This is a genomic window from Aeromonas sp. 2HA2 (genome assembly GCF_029237345.1).
GTDB lineage: Bacteria > Pseudomonadota > Gammaproteobacteria > Enterobacterales > Aeromonadaceae > Aeromonas > Aeromonas salmonicida.
The window spans coordinates 424,432-438,194 of record NZ_JAACGB010000002.1; the positions used below are offsets into that span (position 1 = coordinate 424,432).

A 13,763-nucleotide genomic window follows, 5' to 3' on the forward strand; every position below is an offset into this window, starting at 1 on the left:
CGGCCGTTTTATACCATTTATACAACTAACCCTCCATGTTTCTTTACATTCTATCTGTTTTTGTCAACAGCAAGGGTGAGTCCCGTCATGATTGGCAGGATTGCTGGTCAATGGGGCAAGCCGGTGTCATGCCTCGCTCTCGGGTGCTGGGGGATAGCGTATTTCCCGCAAGTTGAAACCCAGGGGAATATCACGCTGCAGCCGGACCAGACGCTGGGCCAGCAGGGCATCGTCCTGATACTGGCGAAGCTTGAGCAAGGGCTTGCTGGCCTCCTCCTGTTGACAGGCCGCGAGCAGCGCCGACAGGCTGCCATATTGCTGCAGCAATTGGGTCGCCGTCTTGGGGCCTATGCCGGGTACCCCCTTGATATTGGATCCGCCGATGCCGGTCAGGGCCCAGAAATCCACCAGCTGGGCCGGGTCCACGCCATATTGTTGCTCGACGAAGGCGGCATCCAACCAGCGTTTGTTGAAATAGTCCCTGATCTGGATCTGCGGGCAGATGAGCTGACAGAACCCCTTGTCGGTAGAGATGATGGTGGCCCTTGCCCCGTGCTTGGCGATGCCGCTGGCCATGGTGGCGATGAGATCGTCCGCCTCATCGGTCTGGGAGAGCAAAGCGTCTACGCCACACTCCCAGAATGCATCCTGCAGCGTGTTCAGACCTTCACGCAGCTCCACCGGCATGGGGGTTCGTCCCTCCTTGTAGGCCGGGTAGACCTCTTTGCGCCAGCTGTGTATCTCGCCGTCGAATACCGCTATGACGTGGGTCGGCTCGCTGCCCGTCAGCAGCTTGCGGCAGGTATTGATGAGATTGGTACGGGTGGCGATGAGCGCCTGGGCCGGGGTCAGCGCCTGCTGGGCTTGCACCGCGTGCAGACGGCGGATGAGGTTGAGGGCATCGATGATAAGCAGGTGTGGCATAGGGGGCTCTTGGCAGTCAGGACGCGCCATTGTAACAACTGGCAGCCTTGATGACAGTGTTCAGGTGGTGCCAGAGCGTCAGATGCTCATACAGATGGCAAAAGGAAGGGGCGCTGCTGCGCCCCTTGTGCCATGTTGTCGCTGGTCACCGGCGACTAACAGCCTTTAACGAACTATCTCGTAACAGGGGACGTATTGGGTGCCAGGCAGCTTCATGCGCTGTTGTTTGACGAAGCTCTCCAGCAGCTTGTCCATCAGGTGCATCAGCTCCTTGTCGCCGTGCAGCTTGAAGGGGCCCTTCTTCTCGATGGCGCGGATGCCCCCTTCCTTCACGTTACCGGCGACGATGCCGGAAAAGGCGCGGCGCAGGTTGGCTGCCAGCAATTGGGGCGGCTGGTTGCGATGCAGATCCAGGCTGGCCATGCTGGCATGATCCGGCTCGAACGGCAGCTGGAACTCGGGCTCAATCTTGAGGGACCAGTTGAAGGAGTAGGCATCGCCGACCGATTTGCGATATTCGCGAATTTTCGGCATCGCTTCCTTCATCACCCGGGCCACTTCCGGCGCATCGCCGATGATGATCCGGTAGAGGCTGGTAGCGGGTTCGCCCAGGGTGGCCTTGACGAAGTCATCGATGGCACGGAAGTAATCGGCGCTCTCTTTCGGACCGGTCAGGATAATCGGCATGGGTTGGCGCTCGTTGGCCGGATGCATCATGATGCCGAGCAGATAGAGCAGCTCTTCGGCCGTGCCGACCCCGCCCGGGAATATGATGATGCCGTGGCCCAGACGCACGAAAGCCTCCAGCCGTTTCTCGATATCCGGCAGTATCACCAGCTCGTTGACGATGGGGTTGGGCGGCTCGGCGGCAATGATCGAAGGTTCGGTCAGACCTATGTAGCGGCCATTGCGTACCCGCTGCTTGGCGTGGCCGACGGCGCCCCCCTTCATGGGCCCCTCCATGGCACCCGGACCGCAACCGGTGCAGATGTTGAGCTCGCGCAATCCCAGCTCGCTGCCGACCTCGCGGGTGTACTGGTATTCAGTGGGGTTGATGGAGTGGCCGCCCCAGCAGACCACCAGATTGGGATCCGCCCCCGGCAGGATCGCCTTGGCGTTGCGCAGTATGGCGAACACCACGTTGGTGATATGGGTGGAGCTGGTCAGGTTGACCAGTCGGTTCGACTCCAGCTGGGTCGACACATAGAGGATGTCGCGCAGCACGGAGAAGAGGTGCTCCTGAATGCCACGGATGATCTCGCCATCCACAAAGGCATGCTCGGGGGCATTGAACAGTTCGAGTTTGACCCCGCGCTCGCGCCGGATCACATGGATATCAAAGGATTTGAAACGCTCCAGTATCTCTTTGGAGCTGTCGGTATGGCTACCTGAGTTGAGCACCGCCAGCGAGCAGTTGCGAAACAGTTGATAGATATCGCTGGAAGCAGTCTGTTTGAGGCGATCCACCTCGAGTTGTGACAGCAAGTCCATGCTGCCCACAGGATTGATGTGCGTAATCATAAGTTCCCCTTTCACTCGCTTGTTATCGTTGTGCTTTTCCCTGGGGAGAAAACGGGATGCCATGTGGCATCCCTTGAATTTGATAGTAGATGTAAGCGGTAGGGCAGGGGAATAGGGGAGAAGTGCGTTTGCTGCTTTTTTAGCCGCAACTCAGCCCGCATTCAGGCCAGGTTGACCTGATCCCGACCCGAGTGCTTGGAGCTGTAGAGCGCCTTGTCGGCTCGCTCGAACGCATCCGTGGTGTGATCCCCTTCCCGAAACAGGGTGGCACCGATGGAGATGGTGATCTCGACCCTGGCATCCCGAAAGCGGAACGGAATGCTCTTGATGGTTTGGCGCAGTGTCTCCAGCGGCTTCTGGTATTTGTCCGGGTTGATGTTCGGCAGCAGCACCACGAACTCCTCACCGCCAAAGCGGGCGATGAAGTCGGTATCGCGCAGGGCGCCCTGCAATGCCTTGGCCACCACCTTCAACGCCTTGTCGCCGGCCATGTGGCCATAGTTGTCATTGATGTTCTTGAAGTGATCAATGTCGATGATGGCCAGACAGAGCGGGGTGTTGTAGCGCAGCCAGCGCTTGTATTCGAGTTCGAGCCGCTCGTCCAGCGCCGCCCGGTTATGTACCTGGGTCAGGCTGTCGAGGAACAATTTGTGTTTCTGGATGGTGAGCCGCTTCTTGTACTCGGCTGTCTCCTCCTTCATCAGGCGCAGCTTGGCCTCCATGGTGGAGAGGCGGGTGAGCAGGTGGCGCTCACGGGTAGCCATGGCTTCCCTGTCCTGCAGCAGCATGTTGATGGCACCCATATGGCCCGAGATGGCATCCTTGAGCTCGCCGAAGGCGTCGTGGCTGGACAGGGTATGGTCGAGGGCTCGCAGCTCCTTGTCGATGGCCTGACGGGTATCCTGAGTGGCGCTTTGCAGGGCGCGCCCCTCGTCGAGGGACTCGGTGAAGCTGAAATGCACCGCAGAGAGGCTCTCGTTGAGGGTACTCAGGAAAGCCTGGGAGGATTTTCGCTCCTCGCGGGTGCCCTCAATGATGAGCTCTATTACCTGCAGGCAGATCTCCGCCAGCAGCGGCGGCGTGATGCCATTGAGCAACTGGCGGCGGATATCCGCCAGACTCTCGCCAACGGCGCCGGCAAAATCCAGCTCTGTGATGAGCCGCTGCAACTCGTCGGCGATATGGGCGTGAGCCCTGGCGTCAAACGGGATCGCAGGCTCAGGGGACGAGAGCTCTGTGATGGCCATGGTCTGCACGCTGGCGGCGGGCATCGGGGCTAGCAGGGGCTGGGTCGGCAGCAGCTGGATCTTGATGGCCTGCTGGTAAAACTCCAGCAGGCGGATCACTTTCTTTTGATGGTCGCCGATGCCATAGCCATCCGGGCTTGCCAGAAACTCCTTGAGGGACTTGCGGGTATCCTCCGGGAAGCCCTTGATGGATTTGAGTTGTTTGGTGCCAAGGTCGATGGCGGACTTGGTCAGGCTGATGGACTCTTCCAGCGCATTGCCATGTTGCTGCAACAGCTTTTCGATGACGGCGAGGTCGGCATCCAGCGAGGAGAGCGGCGGATTGCCGTCGAGTTTTTGCTTGAGCTTGGCGAGCTTGTTGTCCAGCTCCCTGTCATGGCCACGACAGGCCTGCATCAATTTACCGATGAACTGGATGCTGCGGGCTCGCTCTGCATCGGAAAAAGTGACTATGCCGTCTAGCTCCAGCTGCTTTTGCTGAAGGGATTCCCTGAGTCTGGCCAATTGTCCTGCTACGGCAGCGATATCATTCATTATTCAGGTCGCCCTGTTGTCATTATCGTTTTTGTGTTGGATAGCAACGGCGGTCGAACCCAGTTCCAGACCCAGTTGATTATCTATAGGGTTATTGGTTATCCGGTGCTTTCGTCCGTGAAAGTCGAAGCCAATTAACCCATTGCTTTTCATGAGAAGAATTTACTTTTACCAGTCCCTTGTCAATTGCCATCAAGCAGCATTGCCACACATCCCCATTAAAAAATGCGGCCTGTTGGCAATCGATGGCGGCAAGCTCCAGCCAGACGTTTTGCTGATATTTTTCGCTGAGCTGAATGGCTCCGGCCAGTGCCAGATAGCAGAGGTCGAACAGGCCGTGGTGATCGAGGGCGGTCGCCGCCTTGGGCAGGAAGGGGTGGCTGACGATACCGAGGCTGATGTGGCGATCCAGCGAGTGCTGGCAGGGGAAAGCGGCAAAGGCCGCGAGCAGATCCTGAGCCAGCTTGTGCAGGTCCTCCACGTGGCGCTGGGGCACCACGTAGAGCAGATGGCCTTCGCGCAAATCATAGATGCGGCCATCCTGCGGTGTCAGCCCCTTGATATAAGCGCCGAAAGCCTGCTCTATCTCTCGGCTCACCTGATAGCCGTGCTGCTCCAGGCTGTTCACCAGGAAGGGCACCCGAAACAGCAGGTAATGCAACTTGTCGTCGAATTCGCTGGTGGGCCGTTCGCTCAGATACCAGCGTTCTGATTTTTGCTGGCGTCTTGCCATCTCCCGCGGCCAGCGGCTCATCAGCCGCTGCCAGTTGGCAAGGCCGGTGCGTGGCTCGATCAAGATGGCCTCACCCAGTTGTTTGCCCTGCAGGCGTGCGACCCTGAGCTTGAGCCAGAGGGTGAAGAACAGATAGATGAACAGGGTCAGCAGCAGGCCAGTGATCACGCTCGACCAGAGGTAGCGATCCTGCTGATGCTGGCTGGTATCCAGTTGTTGCTCCAGCTCCTTGATCTGCTGTTCCCGCTCCACCTGGACATAGTTGTCGCGGATCGCCTCCTGCTCCAGATCGACCTGCTGCTGGCGAACCTGCTCGCTGCGCTGGTGGAAATTCTTGTAGCTGTCCAGCGCCTGCTTGAGGTAGCCCTTCTGCTCGTAGGCCACCGAGAGCAGACGGAAGATCTCGAACTGGCGCTGGGCGTCGCCAATCTGGTTGGCCAGCGCCAGCGCATTTTCCAGCTGAAGGATGGCGATGCCCGCCTCCTTCTGCTTGAGGTGCAGCTCACCCAGCAACAGCAGGGTGTCGATCAGCGGCTCCTTGTCGTCCCCCAGTTCGTGGGATTGACGGGCCGCCGTGAGGTAGTTGCGGGCCAGAGTCAGATTGCCGGTCTGCAGATAGGTTTTGCCTATCTCGTACTTGAGATTGGCGATGCGGGTGCGGTTATTGCCCTCGTCCAGCAGATCCAGCGCATTGAAGAAGTAGACCAGCGCCATGTTCATCTCGCCCTGATCCCGGTTGAGGCGGGCCAGCACGATCAGTGCATCGCTGAGCAGGGAGGGATTGCCGAGGGCGTGGAAGTAGTTGGCGGCCTCATTGGCATATTGCAGTGCCTTCTGTGGCTCCTGCTCCGCCTGATAGAGGTTCACTATCTGGTTCGACAGCAGGCCGAGGAAGAGGGGATCCTGCAGTCCTCTCGCCTGTTGCTGGGCATCTATGTAGTCACCAAGAGAGAGTTGGGGCTGCTGGAGGGCATGGTAGAGATCGCCGCTCACAGCGCTGACCCAGGCGCTGGCCAGCGGGTTCTTGGCCTGATCGGCCCAGCGCCGTGCCTCTGCCAGCTGGCGTTTGGCCTCGTCAAACTGGTGCGCCTCTATGCTGGCGTTGGTGCGCAGCAAGCGGCTGTATACCTGCAACTGACTCTCTTTGAGGCTGGGGGTGCTGAGCAGGGTCTCGAGTTGGCCGAGCAGAGTGGCGCTGGCGCCATGGGAGTGCTCCTGCAGATTCTGGCTGCGGATCTTCAGATAGAGGCCGTGGGCCTGCAACTCCAGCTGCTGCTCCTTGGTGGCCATGGCAATGCCTTGATCAAGCGCCTTCTGGGCCGCCTGGAACTGGCCCAGTTGCAGCAGGCATTCCCCCTTGAGCAGGTGGGCGCCCGTGGCCTGGGCTGCCGTGCCATAGCTCAGCAATGGCTCGCGATAGCCATATTCCTGGCGATTGCTGATGATTTGCTTGGGATTATTGGCTGTGCGTGTCAGGAAGGCAGAGGTGATCTGGACACATCTGGCAGGATCGGTCAGTACCAGGGTTTGGGCCTGCTGCAGATCGATAGACAATTGCTCCTTGGCCAGATCCAGATCAGGAGCCGACAGGGAGGACATCATCATTGCCAGAAAAAACAGTTGATTCATTGTATTAAGGACAGCACAGGGGTGTGGGCATGTTATCCAAGCCCCCCCCTGCACGTCCAGAGTTTACTGACAGATACGATAGCCAAGGTCCTTCTCTGTCAGCCAGGACTCCAACTTTACTGCCGGATCAGCCGCAGGTTGGCGGGTGGAAGCTCCCAGTCGCTGCGAAACGGGTTGATATCCAGCCCGCCACGGCGAGTGTAGCGGGCATACACTGTCAGCTGGCTCGGGCGGCAGAGGAGCTTGAGATCGGTAAAGATGCGCTCGATGCACTGTTCATGAAATTCGTTGTGCTGGCGAAACGAGATGAGGTAGCGCAGCAGTTTTTCCCGATCCAGCCGTGGGCCGCGATAGTGGATCACCACTGAGCCCCAGTCGGGCTGGCTGGTGACCAGGCAGTTGGATTTGAGCAGGTGACTGTGCAGCGTCTGTTCCACCTCTTCGTCGCCCGCGGCCCCTTGCAGCAGATTGGCATCGAATTCATAGCAATCAACCTCTATATCCTGCTCATCGATGCACTCACCCGGCAAGGCGGCAATGTGGTGCGGAGCCTGTGCCAGGGGGAACAGCGTCACGCTCACTTCGCTGCCGGCGCAGGCACTCAGATCCTTGACCAGCATGGCTTGTACCGCTTCCAGCGAGTCGCAACGGGTCTGGTTGAAGGAGTTGAGATAAAGCTTGAACGACTTGGACTCGATGAGGTTGGCACTCACTGCGGGCACGGACACCTCACCCACAGCCACCATGGGTTTACCCCTGGCATTGAGCCAGGAGAGCTCGTACAGAGTCCAGATGTCGCAACCCTGGAAAGGCAACTCGCCGGTCAAGCCGAGGTCGTCGCGATTGAGGCTGCGCGGCACAGGTTGCAGCAGGGCAGGGCTGTACTGACTGATGTAGGCAGATTGCTGACCCAGGCTCAGCCCTTGCAAGGCGCTGGCACCGGCGTATTTCTCTTGTTTGCTCATTGTGTTTATGGATCCGGACGTTGAATGGGCCATTGCGCCGGCAGCGTCAGGGGCGCTTGCCCCTACCTGGATATTGCAGGGGATCGCCACCGGATGGCGACGTCTCATGCTTCACCTTGTCTGCTCGTGGGTTTGATGGTGCAATAGCGAACTTTGGCAGCAATTGTGGGGAATTTCGATGTCGGATCAAGTCTTGTCTGCCCTGGAACACTTTTTTTTGCGCTGGCAGCGTGATGGCGAGGCAAGGCGGGGATTGCCCCTGTGTGAGTGGGAAGCTGACTGGCGCTCCCCTTGCGAGCTGGATGAGCCCAGAGAGGGGCGGGTCGCCTGGCGCCCTCACCAGCGCCAGCAAGCGGCCGATTTTTCGGCCATGGCCAATGCGCTGGAGCTGGTGCTGCATCCCGCGGCTCAGGCGCTGTTTGGTCACTGGTTCAGTCGCCCCATCCCCTGTTCCTATAAGGGGCTGCGCCTTGAGCTCATCTTGCCGTGGAACGAGGCGGATCTGGACCTGCTCAGGGAAAACCTCATCGGTCATCTGTTGATGCTGCGCAAGTTAAAGCGCACGCCATCGCTGTTCATAGCCACCACCCGCAACGAGATGACCCTGGTGTCGCTGGACAACGATAGCGGTCAGGTATGGCTGGAGTGGCTCGATTCCGGTCGCCGTCTCACCTTGGCCCCCTCGCTGCCAGCCTTCCTCGAGCGGCTGGAAACCCTGCCCTATTGATCCTGTCTCTGTGAGACGAGAAGGGCCTTGCCATCCGGCAAGGCCCTTCTGCTATCTGGACACAAGGTAGTGCCATCTCAAGGGAGGAGGCTCAATCCTTGAAATCCCAGGAGAGGTTGGAGATCAGCCGGCAGGGATCGCACTTGAAGTCGAAGATATCGTGCAGCGGCGCTGTCAGTGCCCACTCACCGCCGCAGCCTGGACAGGGGCGGTTTCTCTCTTCGGATACGCTCAGCCCGCCGACCCGGTAGAGGTAGTAGTAAGTGGGAATGCCGCTCAGGGCCTCCAGCTGCTTGACCAGATCGCTGCCGCGCCGATGGAGGCGGCTGCCCACTTCGCCTATCTCGTGCAGTGCCGCATGTTCGGCGATGGAGCCGTTCATCTGCAGCTGATCGCACGCCTCCCAATCCTCCTGCCACTTGATAATTTGCTTGTGATCGCCGTTGGCGACGGCAGGCAGCCGGTAGAGCGGTATGGGAGCGAAGTGGTCACCGCAGCGCAGTGGCGAGCAGGTGTGCAGGAAGCTGGTGTAGAGCAGCATCCAGCTCGGCCGCTCGTCGGTGTGACCGCAAGGGTCAGTGCTGTCGGAGAGCAAATCCATCCCTTGCAGCTGGAGCTTGGGTGCGAGCAGACCCGCCTGATTGAGCTGCTGTTCAGCCAGCTTGACCTGTTCGCTCTGGTTGTCCGGATGCAGACTGTCCTGTTCGGGGCAGACCACCCGGCTGACGAACTGCCCTTCATGCATGCTGGTGGGACACTCCCGTCCCAGGATCTGGCCCTGATAGCGCAGCATGTCCAGGTAGTTGACGATGGCCCGTTCGGCCTCACCGAGGGAGGTATCGCGATAGCACTCAAAGCAAAGTTCGAGAATATACATGGGGCTCAGTCTGGTTGGCGTTGGAGCAGCAGGGTGGTCAGGCGATCGACTTTCTGCTCGAGCCGGTTGAGCTGCTCGCTCAACTGTTGCAGGTTGACGGCATCGGCCTGCGTGCCGGTATTGGCAGCGGCTGGCGTGCTCGCCGGGGCCGGTTCTGTGGGGTGGGGCTGCTGCTTCCACTGGCTCAGCACCTTGAGCAGTTCGGCCATGGGAACGGGCTGACTGAGGCGGGCCTTGACCATGGCAGTGGAGGGGGTGATCCCCTTGGCGGCCAGTTCGTTGGCGATGCGGATGATCTCTTGGGCGGACATGGGGGCTCCTGCGCAGTAGTGCTGTAATACGGGCTTGACGGGGCACAGAGCTTAACCAAACCGCTCTCCTCTGGAAAGCGGGTGGTAAAAGAAGGGATCAGTCGGTCTGGCGCAGCAGCACATCCAGCTGGTCTATGGTTTCCGACCAGTCCGAGTCATTCCAGAGGGCATCGCGCAGGAAGCCAGCCTGGGATGGGGTCCAGAAGCTGGCTTCGGGCAGCAGGGTCTGATTGTCCAGTTTGTGTTCGTGGATGAAGCGGTGCAGGCTCAGCTCGTCATTGGGCAGGCCCAGCTGGGCGAACAGGGCAGGCAGGTCGTGGGTCAACAGTTCCATCTTGATCTCTCCCAGGGGACATCCCTGAACATTATAGGTTGTGATCCGCCGCGTCTTGTTTACTGGGATGGCATGCGTCCGGGGGATAGGGCCGCTCTGGCCTCGTATCTGGCTACCGGGGGCCTTATTGGGCGGGGATGCGATGGGGCGGCAGGTCGACACCGACTATATGCAGTCCCTGCATACGCAACTGTCCCTGATAATGGCTCTCGCCATCGCTGGAAAATTCAAACTCGTAATAGGTCAAGAGTCGCAGCGGCCTGTGTGCCAGCGCGCGGTGGCTGCGTGCCAGAGACAGCAGTTGCAGATCGTGATGCTGGCAGTAGCGGCGCATGTATTGCCAGGCGAGCTCCGCTTGGCGGCGCTGATGCCAGAAGGCGCCCCCGACGAGGATAAGCAGCAAGATACCGAGCATTTCACCCATCAAGGGCTCCTTGTGTGATCTGGAGTTGTCTTTGCCAGGCGGCAGCCCACCTGGCCGTTATTCCATTAACCGTTACGCCGAGGCAAACAGACGTCCGATAGCCTGACCGAGTGCATTGCTGCGCTCAGGATCACGCAGTCTTGCCAGCATATCATTGCGCAGGGCCGGCAAGGTCACCAGTTCGGCAAACACCTGATTGAAGAACTGGGTCGGCTGCAGCGCCAACTGTTCCAGGAACAGGTTGAGCAGGCTTGGCTCTTTGAGGTCGGGCCAGAGGCGCCCTGCGATGGCGAGCAACAAGGCCGGGCTTGGCTGGGTTTGCAGCAGGGTCAGCAGCTTGTTGGTGCGCATCGCATTGCCGTTGCAGGAAGCCAGCGCCCGACACAGGTAGGCCAGGGTTTCGGCATTGGGCTCGGCAGTTTCCTGTTCCTTGCCGATCCGCTCGAACAGGGCACCTTGCACGGCCGGCGGCAGCGGGACATTTTCCAGGCTCTGACACAGGGCGTAGAGCGGGGCTTGGGGCAGCTTTGGCAGGGCCTTGCACACCAGCGCCAGGTTGCGTTCGTCCTGCAGTCGCTCCGCCATGTCGGCAAAACCTTGCAGTCCCAACGCCTGCCAGCCCTCGTCACCCGGCGCAGCCAGATAGTGGCACAGGCCCTCATAGTAGGCGGAAGGAGCCTGTTCCAGCTGGCGAGCCAGCTTGGCATGCAGGCTGGCCATCTTGGCTTCGGCAGGACGGAAAGTATAGGGATTGTCGGCCAGTCGCTGGGCCTTCTCTTCATCCAGATCGCCGGTCAGCTTGTAGCCGAGGGTCTCGACCACTTGATCCATAAAGAGCTTGGGGCCGCTGCCGATGAGCAGGCCACGCTCATCGAGTGCAAACTTGAGGAACCAGAGATAGTGTCGGGATTCTGCCGGCTGGAAGAAATGAACGCCGAGCCAGGCATGCTGCTGCAGTGGCCAGGGATAGGGCTCTTGTTGCTGCTCTATGCGTTTGAAGGCGTCGCTTGCCAGCGGTCGCACCTGGCGACCCATGTCAAACAGTTGAAACTGGGTATCGGCCTGGGTCAGAAACTCGGTCAGCGTATTGATGGTAGACATGATGTGATCCGGCTAAGAGTGATGCGGGCCGATTATAAAGCGCTTATATCAGATAGCCAGTGGGGGCACCAAGGCCACCCTGTTACGAGCTGAAAAAGACGCATTAGCCCACTTGCGGGTCAATCTGTATCAAGCGGTTGTATCAGATAGCCAGTGGGGGACGCTGAGTCTTGCTTGCCAATGGAACATGGCAGAGGGGGAGGGGGACGGTGTATAGTAGCGCCCTTTTTTGAGGAACCCGGCCAGCCTTTATCTGCCATGCAGAGGAGCGTCAGGCCGGTATCGCAGTAATGAGGAAGAGAACGAGATGAATCAATATCTGCTGGTAGCCGGCCTGCTGGGTGAACTCACTGCCGAGTTGCAGCGCCTGGGGCGCTGGCAAGACGAGTATCCAGGCAAAGAGGCTCTGGCGAGCGAGCTGCCGTTCTGTGTCGATACCCTGAGCTTCGATCAGTGGCTGCAATTCGTGCTGATCCCGCGCATGGAGCAGCTTGTCATGCTGCAAGCCCCCTTGCCTACCAGCGTCTCCCTCTATCCCATGGCGAGCGAGGTCTACAAGAACGAGCTGGCCGAGATGGCGAGCCTGCTGCGTCTCATCGGTCGCTTCGATCTGTTGCTGACCGGTAAAGTGGTGGAAAAATGAGTCTGACCTTGCGCTTTCAGAGAGAGACGCAGCCGAGTGACGATGTGGTGATGCAATGAAACTGACTCTGCTCTATCAGGATGATTGGTTGGTAGCGGTCAACAAACCCTCCGGTCTGCTGGTGCACCGCAGCTGGCTCGACAAGGCCGAGACCCGGTTCGCCATGCAGATGACCCGGGATCTGATCGGAGGCCGCCATGTCTACCCTGTGCATCGCCTCGATCGCCCCACCTCGGGCGTGCTGCTGTTTGCTCTGGATCCTGCCGTTGCCCGTATCCTGACAGAGGCCTTTGCCGCCCGGCAGGTACACAAGGAGTATCTGGCGCTTGTGCGGGGCTGGGCCCCGGAGCAGGGGGTGATCGACTACCCCCTCAAGGAGCAGCTGGACAAGATCGCCGATGCCATGAGCAATCCTGATCGCCCGGCCCAGGAGGCGGTAACAGCATTTCGTTGCTTGCATCAGGTCGAACTGCCTCATGCGGTTTCCAAGAAGCACCCCACCAGTCGCTATAGTCTGGTCAAGTTGTTCCCGAAAACCGGTCGCAAGCATCAGTTGCGCCGCCATATGGAACATCTTTTCCACCCGATAGTGGGCGATACCACTCATGGTGATGGTCGCCACAATCGCTTCTTTCGTGAGCACTTCGGCTGCGAACGCCTGTTGCTGGTAGCTCGTACTCTCAGTTTCGAGCACCCGATCCTCAAGGTCCCGATGCGGATCCAGGCGCCGCTGGGCCTTGATCTATTGCAGCTGTTCGCCGAGCTGGGCTGGCCTGGCAGTGAAAGTGACTACTGATCATCCCCTCTATTCCCGCATCCTGACAGGGTGTTGCCTTTGACGGCGTTGTGGCATGCTGTAAAGCCATACTCGTCAAAGGAATCCGTTATGGCTCAGATAGATCTTGTAGTGGGAACCGTCTATGGCTCAGCCATGCTGGTGGCCGAGACGCTGGCTGAACATCTGCAGCAAGCCGGACATGTATGTCAGATTTTCGATGAGGCCGTGCTGGAAGACATAGATGCCTCCCGCTTCCTGCTGCTGATCACCGCCACCACGGGGCAGGGCGATATTCCGCCCAACTTGCAACCCTTGGCCGCCGCCCTGGCGGATCGGGCTCCTTATATGAAAGGCTGGCGTTATGCCCTTATCGCCATGGGGGACAGCAGCTACGAACACTTTTGCGGTGCCGGTCGTCAGCTCGACGGTTTGTTGCAGGAGCTGGGGGCGAGTGCACTATTACCCCGCCTCGAGATAGATGCCGCCGTCGATGATGAGCCGGAAAAGGTGGCATTGGCCTGGCTCACCGGCTGGGAAAATAAACTCTAAGGCCATTTCCTCGTCATTTTTTATTCATCCCCGATGGGTTCGTCCACGGGGGTGTTTATTTCTGCGTTTCAGACCTGTCAGTTGAGTCTATTTCCCATCATTTCGCCGATTATTTCCCTGTCACCCAATCATGTATTTGGGCTTTTATTCCAGTCCTGACCGACATGCAGGGAAATTAAAAGTTCCGCATTGAAAGCGATTTCAGTCATGTTTTTGTCATTGAATTGATATTTTTCACCTTAATGCTCGAAGCAAATTAATTGTTGATAGCGTTTTCAAGATTTTTTTGAGCTGTTTTTTTATGTTTTAAGGGTGATTTATTGCTAGTTATTGGTCTTTAATCTTCATTGAACCCCCTTGGTTGTGGTGGTGGGCGATTTGTCGCCATTTTGTGAATCAGCTCATGTTTGTCTCGAAATTGGCTACCTATAATCCATCCCGGTTATCACCGAAACGTTTTTCTAGG

At 58.7% G+C, this 13,763-nt stretch carries 14 protein-coding genes; 4 read left to right on the top strand and 10 right to left on the bottom strand.

Going from position 1 to position 13,763, the window contains the following annotated elements; all coding sequences use genetic code 11:
• Positions 1–126: 126 nt before the first annotated feature.
• The 5 genes from xni to queF form a co-directional block, all read right to left on the bottom strand.
• Positions 127–924 (bottom strand): flap endonuclease Xni, encoded by a 798-nt coding sequence (gene xni / locus GWQ29_RS05410; RefSeq protein WP_275918925.1) that lies wholly within the window; start codon positions 922–924, stop codon positions 127–129.
• Between the two features lie 165 nt (positions 925–1,089).
• Positions 1,090–2,445: a nucleotide 5'-monophosphate nucleosidase PpnN gene (ppnN, locus tag GWQ29_RS05415; RefSeq protein ID WP_275918926.1), complete on the bottom strand. Its 1,356-nt coding sequence runs from the start codon at positions 2,443–2,445 to the stop codon at positions 1,090–1,092.
• A 161-nt stretch (positions 2,446–2,606) separates the two neighbouring features.
• Positions 2,607–4,226: a GGDEF domain-containing protein gene (locus GWQ29_RS05420; protein WP_275918927.1), complete on the bottom strand. Its 1,620-nt coding sequence runs from the start codon at positions 4,224–4,226 to the stop codon at positions 2,607–2,609.
• Positions 4,227–4,317: 91 nt separating this feature from the next.
• A complete protein-coding gene (locus GWQ29_RS05425; RefSeq protein WP_275918928.1) occupies positions 4,318–6,588 on the bottom strand; it encodes a hypothetical protein in 2,271 nt (756 codons plus the stop codon).
• A 116-nt stretch (positions 6,589–6,704) separates the two neighbouring features.
• Positions 6,705–7,553: an NADPH-dependent 7-cyano-7-deazaguanine reductase QueF gene (queF, locus tag GWQ29_RS05430; RefSeq protein WP_275918929.1), complete on the bottom strand. Its 849-nt coding sequence runs from the start codon at positions 7,551–7,553 to the stop codon at positions 6,705–6,707.
• Positions 7,554–7,731: 178 nt separating this feature from the next.
• On the opposite strand from queF, the gene syd reads away from it, so the two are divergent.
• Positions 7,732–8,280 (top strand): SecY-interacting protein, encoded by a 549-nt coding sequence (gene syd / locus GWQ29_RS05435; RefSeq protein WP_275918930.1) that lies wholly within the window; start codon positions 7,732–7,734, stop codon positions 8,278–8,280.
• A gap of 91 nt (positions 8,281–8,371) precedes the next feature.
• Here the strand turns inward: syd and GWQ29_RS05440 are convergent, their stop codons facing one another.
• The 5 genes from GWQ29_RS05440 to GWQ29_RS05460 all read right to left on the bottom strand — a co-directional run bounded on the left by GWQ29_RS05440 (position 8,372) and on the right by GWQ29_RS05460 (position 11,327).
• A complete protein-coding gene (locus GWQ29_RS05440) occupies positions 8,372–9,157 on the bottom strand; it encodes a Zn-ribbon-containing protein (protein ID WP_275918931.1) in 786 nt (261 codons plus the stop codon).
• 5 nt (positions 9,158–9,162) lie between these two features.
• Positions 9,163–9,468 (bottom strand): hypothetical protein, encoded by a 306-nt coding sequence (locus GWQ29_RS05445; protein WP_159165773.1) that lies wholly within the window; start codon positions 9,466–9,468, stop codon positions 9,163–9,165.
• A 97-nt stretch (positions 9,469–9,565) separates the two neighbouring features.
• Positions 9,566–9,802, bottom strand: a complete 237-nt coding sequence (locus GWQ29_RS05450; RefSeq protein WP_005312027.1) for a DUF2789 domain-containing protein — start codon at positions 9,800–9,802, stop codon at positions 9,566–9,568.
• 124 nt (positions 9,803–9,926) lie between these two features.
• On the bottom strand, positions 9,927–10,226 hold the full coding sequence (locus tag GWQ29_RS05455; RefSeq protein ID WP_005312029.1) for a DUF3301 domain-containing protein: 300 nt from the start codon (positions 10,224–10,226) through the stop codon (positions 9,927–9,929).
• A 72-nt stretch (positions 10,227–10,298) separates the two neighbouring features.
• Entirely contained in the window at positions 10,299–11,327 is a 1,029-nt protein-coding gene (locus GWQ29_RS05460; protein WP_275918932.1) for a DUF3549 family protein, read from the bottom strand.
• Between the two features lie 307 nt (positions 11,328–11,634).
• On the opposite strand from GWQ29_RS05460, the gene GWQ29_RS05465 reads away from it, so the two are divergent.
• From GWQ29_RS05465 to GWQ29_RS05475, 3 genes are all read left to right on the top strand, one after another.
• A complete protein-coding gene (locus GWQ29_RS05465; RefSeq protein WP_265461640.1) occupies positions 11,635–11,970 on the top strand; it encodes a YqcC family protein in 336 nt (111 codons plus the stop codon).
• 55 nt (positions 11,971–12,025) lie between these two features.
• On the top strand, positions 12,026–12,766 hold the full coding sequence (gene truC, locus GWQ29_RS05470; RefSeq protein ID WP_005312035.1) for a tRNA pseudouridine(65) synthase TruC: 741 nt from the start codon (positions 12,026–12,028) through the stop codon (positions 12,764–12,766).
• Between the two features lie 90 nt (positions 12,767–12,856).
• Positions 12,857–13,297 (top strand): flavodoxin, encoded by a 441-nt coding sequence (locus GWQ29_RS05475; protein ID WP_265461642.1) that lies wholly within the window; start codon positions 12,857–12,859, stop codon positions 13,295–13,297.
• The last annotated feature ends 466 nt before the right edge of the window (positions 13,298–13,763 follow it).

Bases quoted from the DNA above. Each gene is read 5' to 3' on its own strand.
- xni (WP_275918925.1), bottom strand. From the start codon at position 924: ATGCCACACCTGCTTATCATCGATGCCCTCAACCTCATCCGCCGTCTG.
- ppnN (WP_275918926.1), bottom strand. From the start codon at position 2,445: ATGATTACGCACATCAATCCTGTGGGCAGCATGGACTTGCTGTCACAA.
- GWQ29_RS05420 (WP_275918927.1), bottom strand. From the start codon at position 4,226: ATGAATGATATCGCTGCCGTAGCAGGACAATTGGCCAGACTCAGGGAA.
- GWQ29_RS05425 (WP_275918928.1), bottom strand. From the start codon at position 6,588: ATGAATCAACTGTTTTTTCTGGCAATGATGATGTCCTCCCTGTCGGCT.
- queF (WP_275918929.1), bottom strand. From the start codon at position 7,553: ATGAGCAAACAAGAGAAATACGCCGGTGCCAGCGCCTTGCAAGGGCTG.
- syd (WP_275918930.1), top strand. From the start codon at position 7,732: ATGTCGGATCAAGTCTTGTCTGCCCTGGAACACTTTTTTTTGCGCTGG.
- GWQ29_RS05440 (WP_275918931.1), bottom strand. From the start codon at position 9,157: ATGTATATTCTCGAACTTTGCTTTGAGTGCTATCGCGATACCTCCCTC.
- GWQ29_RS05445 (WP_159165773.1), bottom strand. From the start codon at position 9,468: ATGTCCGCCCAAGAGATCATCCGCATCGCCAACGAACTGGCCGCCAAG.
- GWQ29_RS05450 (WP_005312027.1), bottom strand. From the start codon at position 9,802: ATGGAACTGTTGACCCACGACCTGCCTGCCCTGTTCGCCCAGCTGGGC.
- GWQ29_RS05455 (WP_005312029.1), bottom strand. From the start codon at position 10,226: ATGGGTGAAATGCTCGGTATCTTGCTGCTTATCCTCGTCGGGGGCGCC.
- GWQ29_RS05460 (WP_275918932.1), bottom strand. From the start codon at position 11,327: ATGTCTACCATCAATACGCTGACCGAGTTTCTGACCCAGGCCGATACC.
- GWQ29_RS05465 (WP_265461640.1), top strand. From the start codon at position 11,635: ATGAATCAATATCTGCTGGTAGCCGGCCTGCTGGGTGAACTCACTGCC.
- truC (WP_005312035.1), top strand. From the start codon at position 12,026: ATGAAACTGACTCTGCTCTATCAGGATGATTGGTTGGTAGCGGTCAAC.
- GWQ29_RS05475 (WP_265461642.1), top strand. From the start codon at position 12,857: ATGGCTCAGATAGATCTTGTAGTGGGAACCGTCTATGGCTCAGCCATG.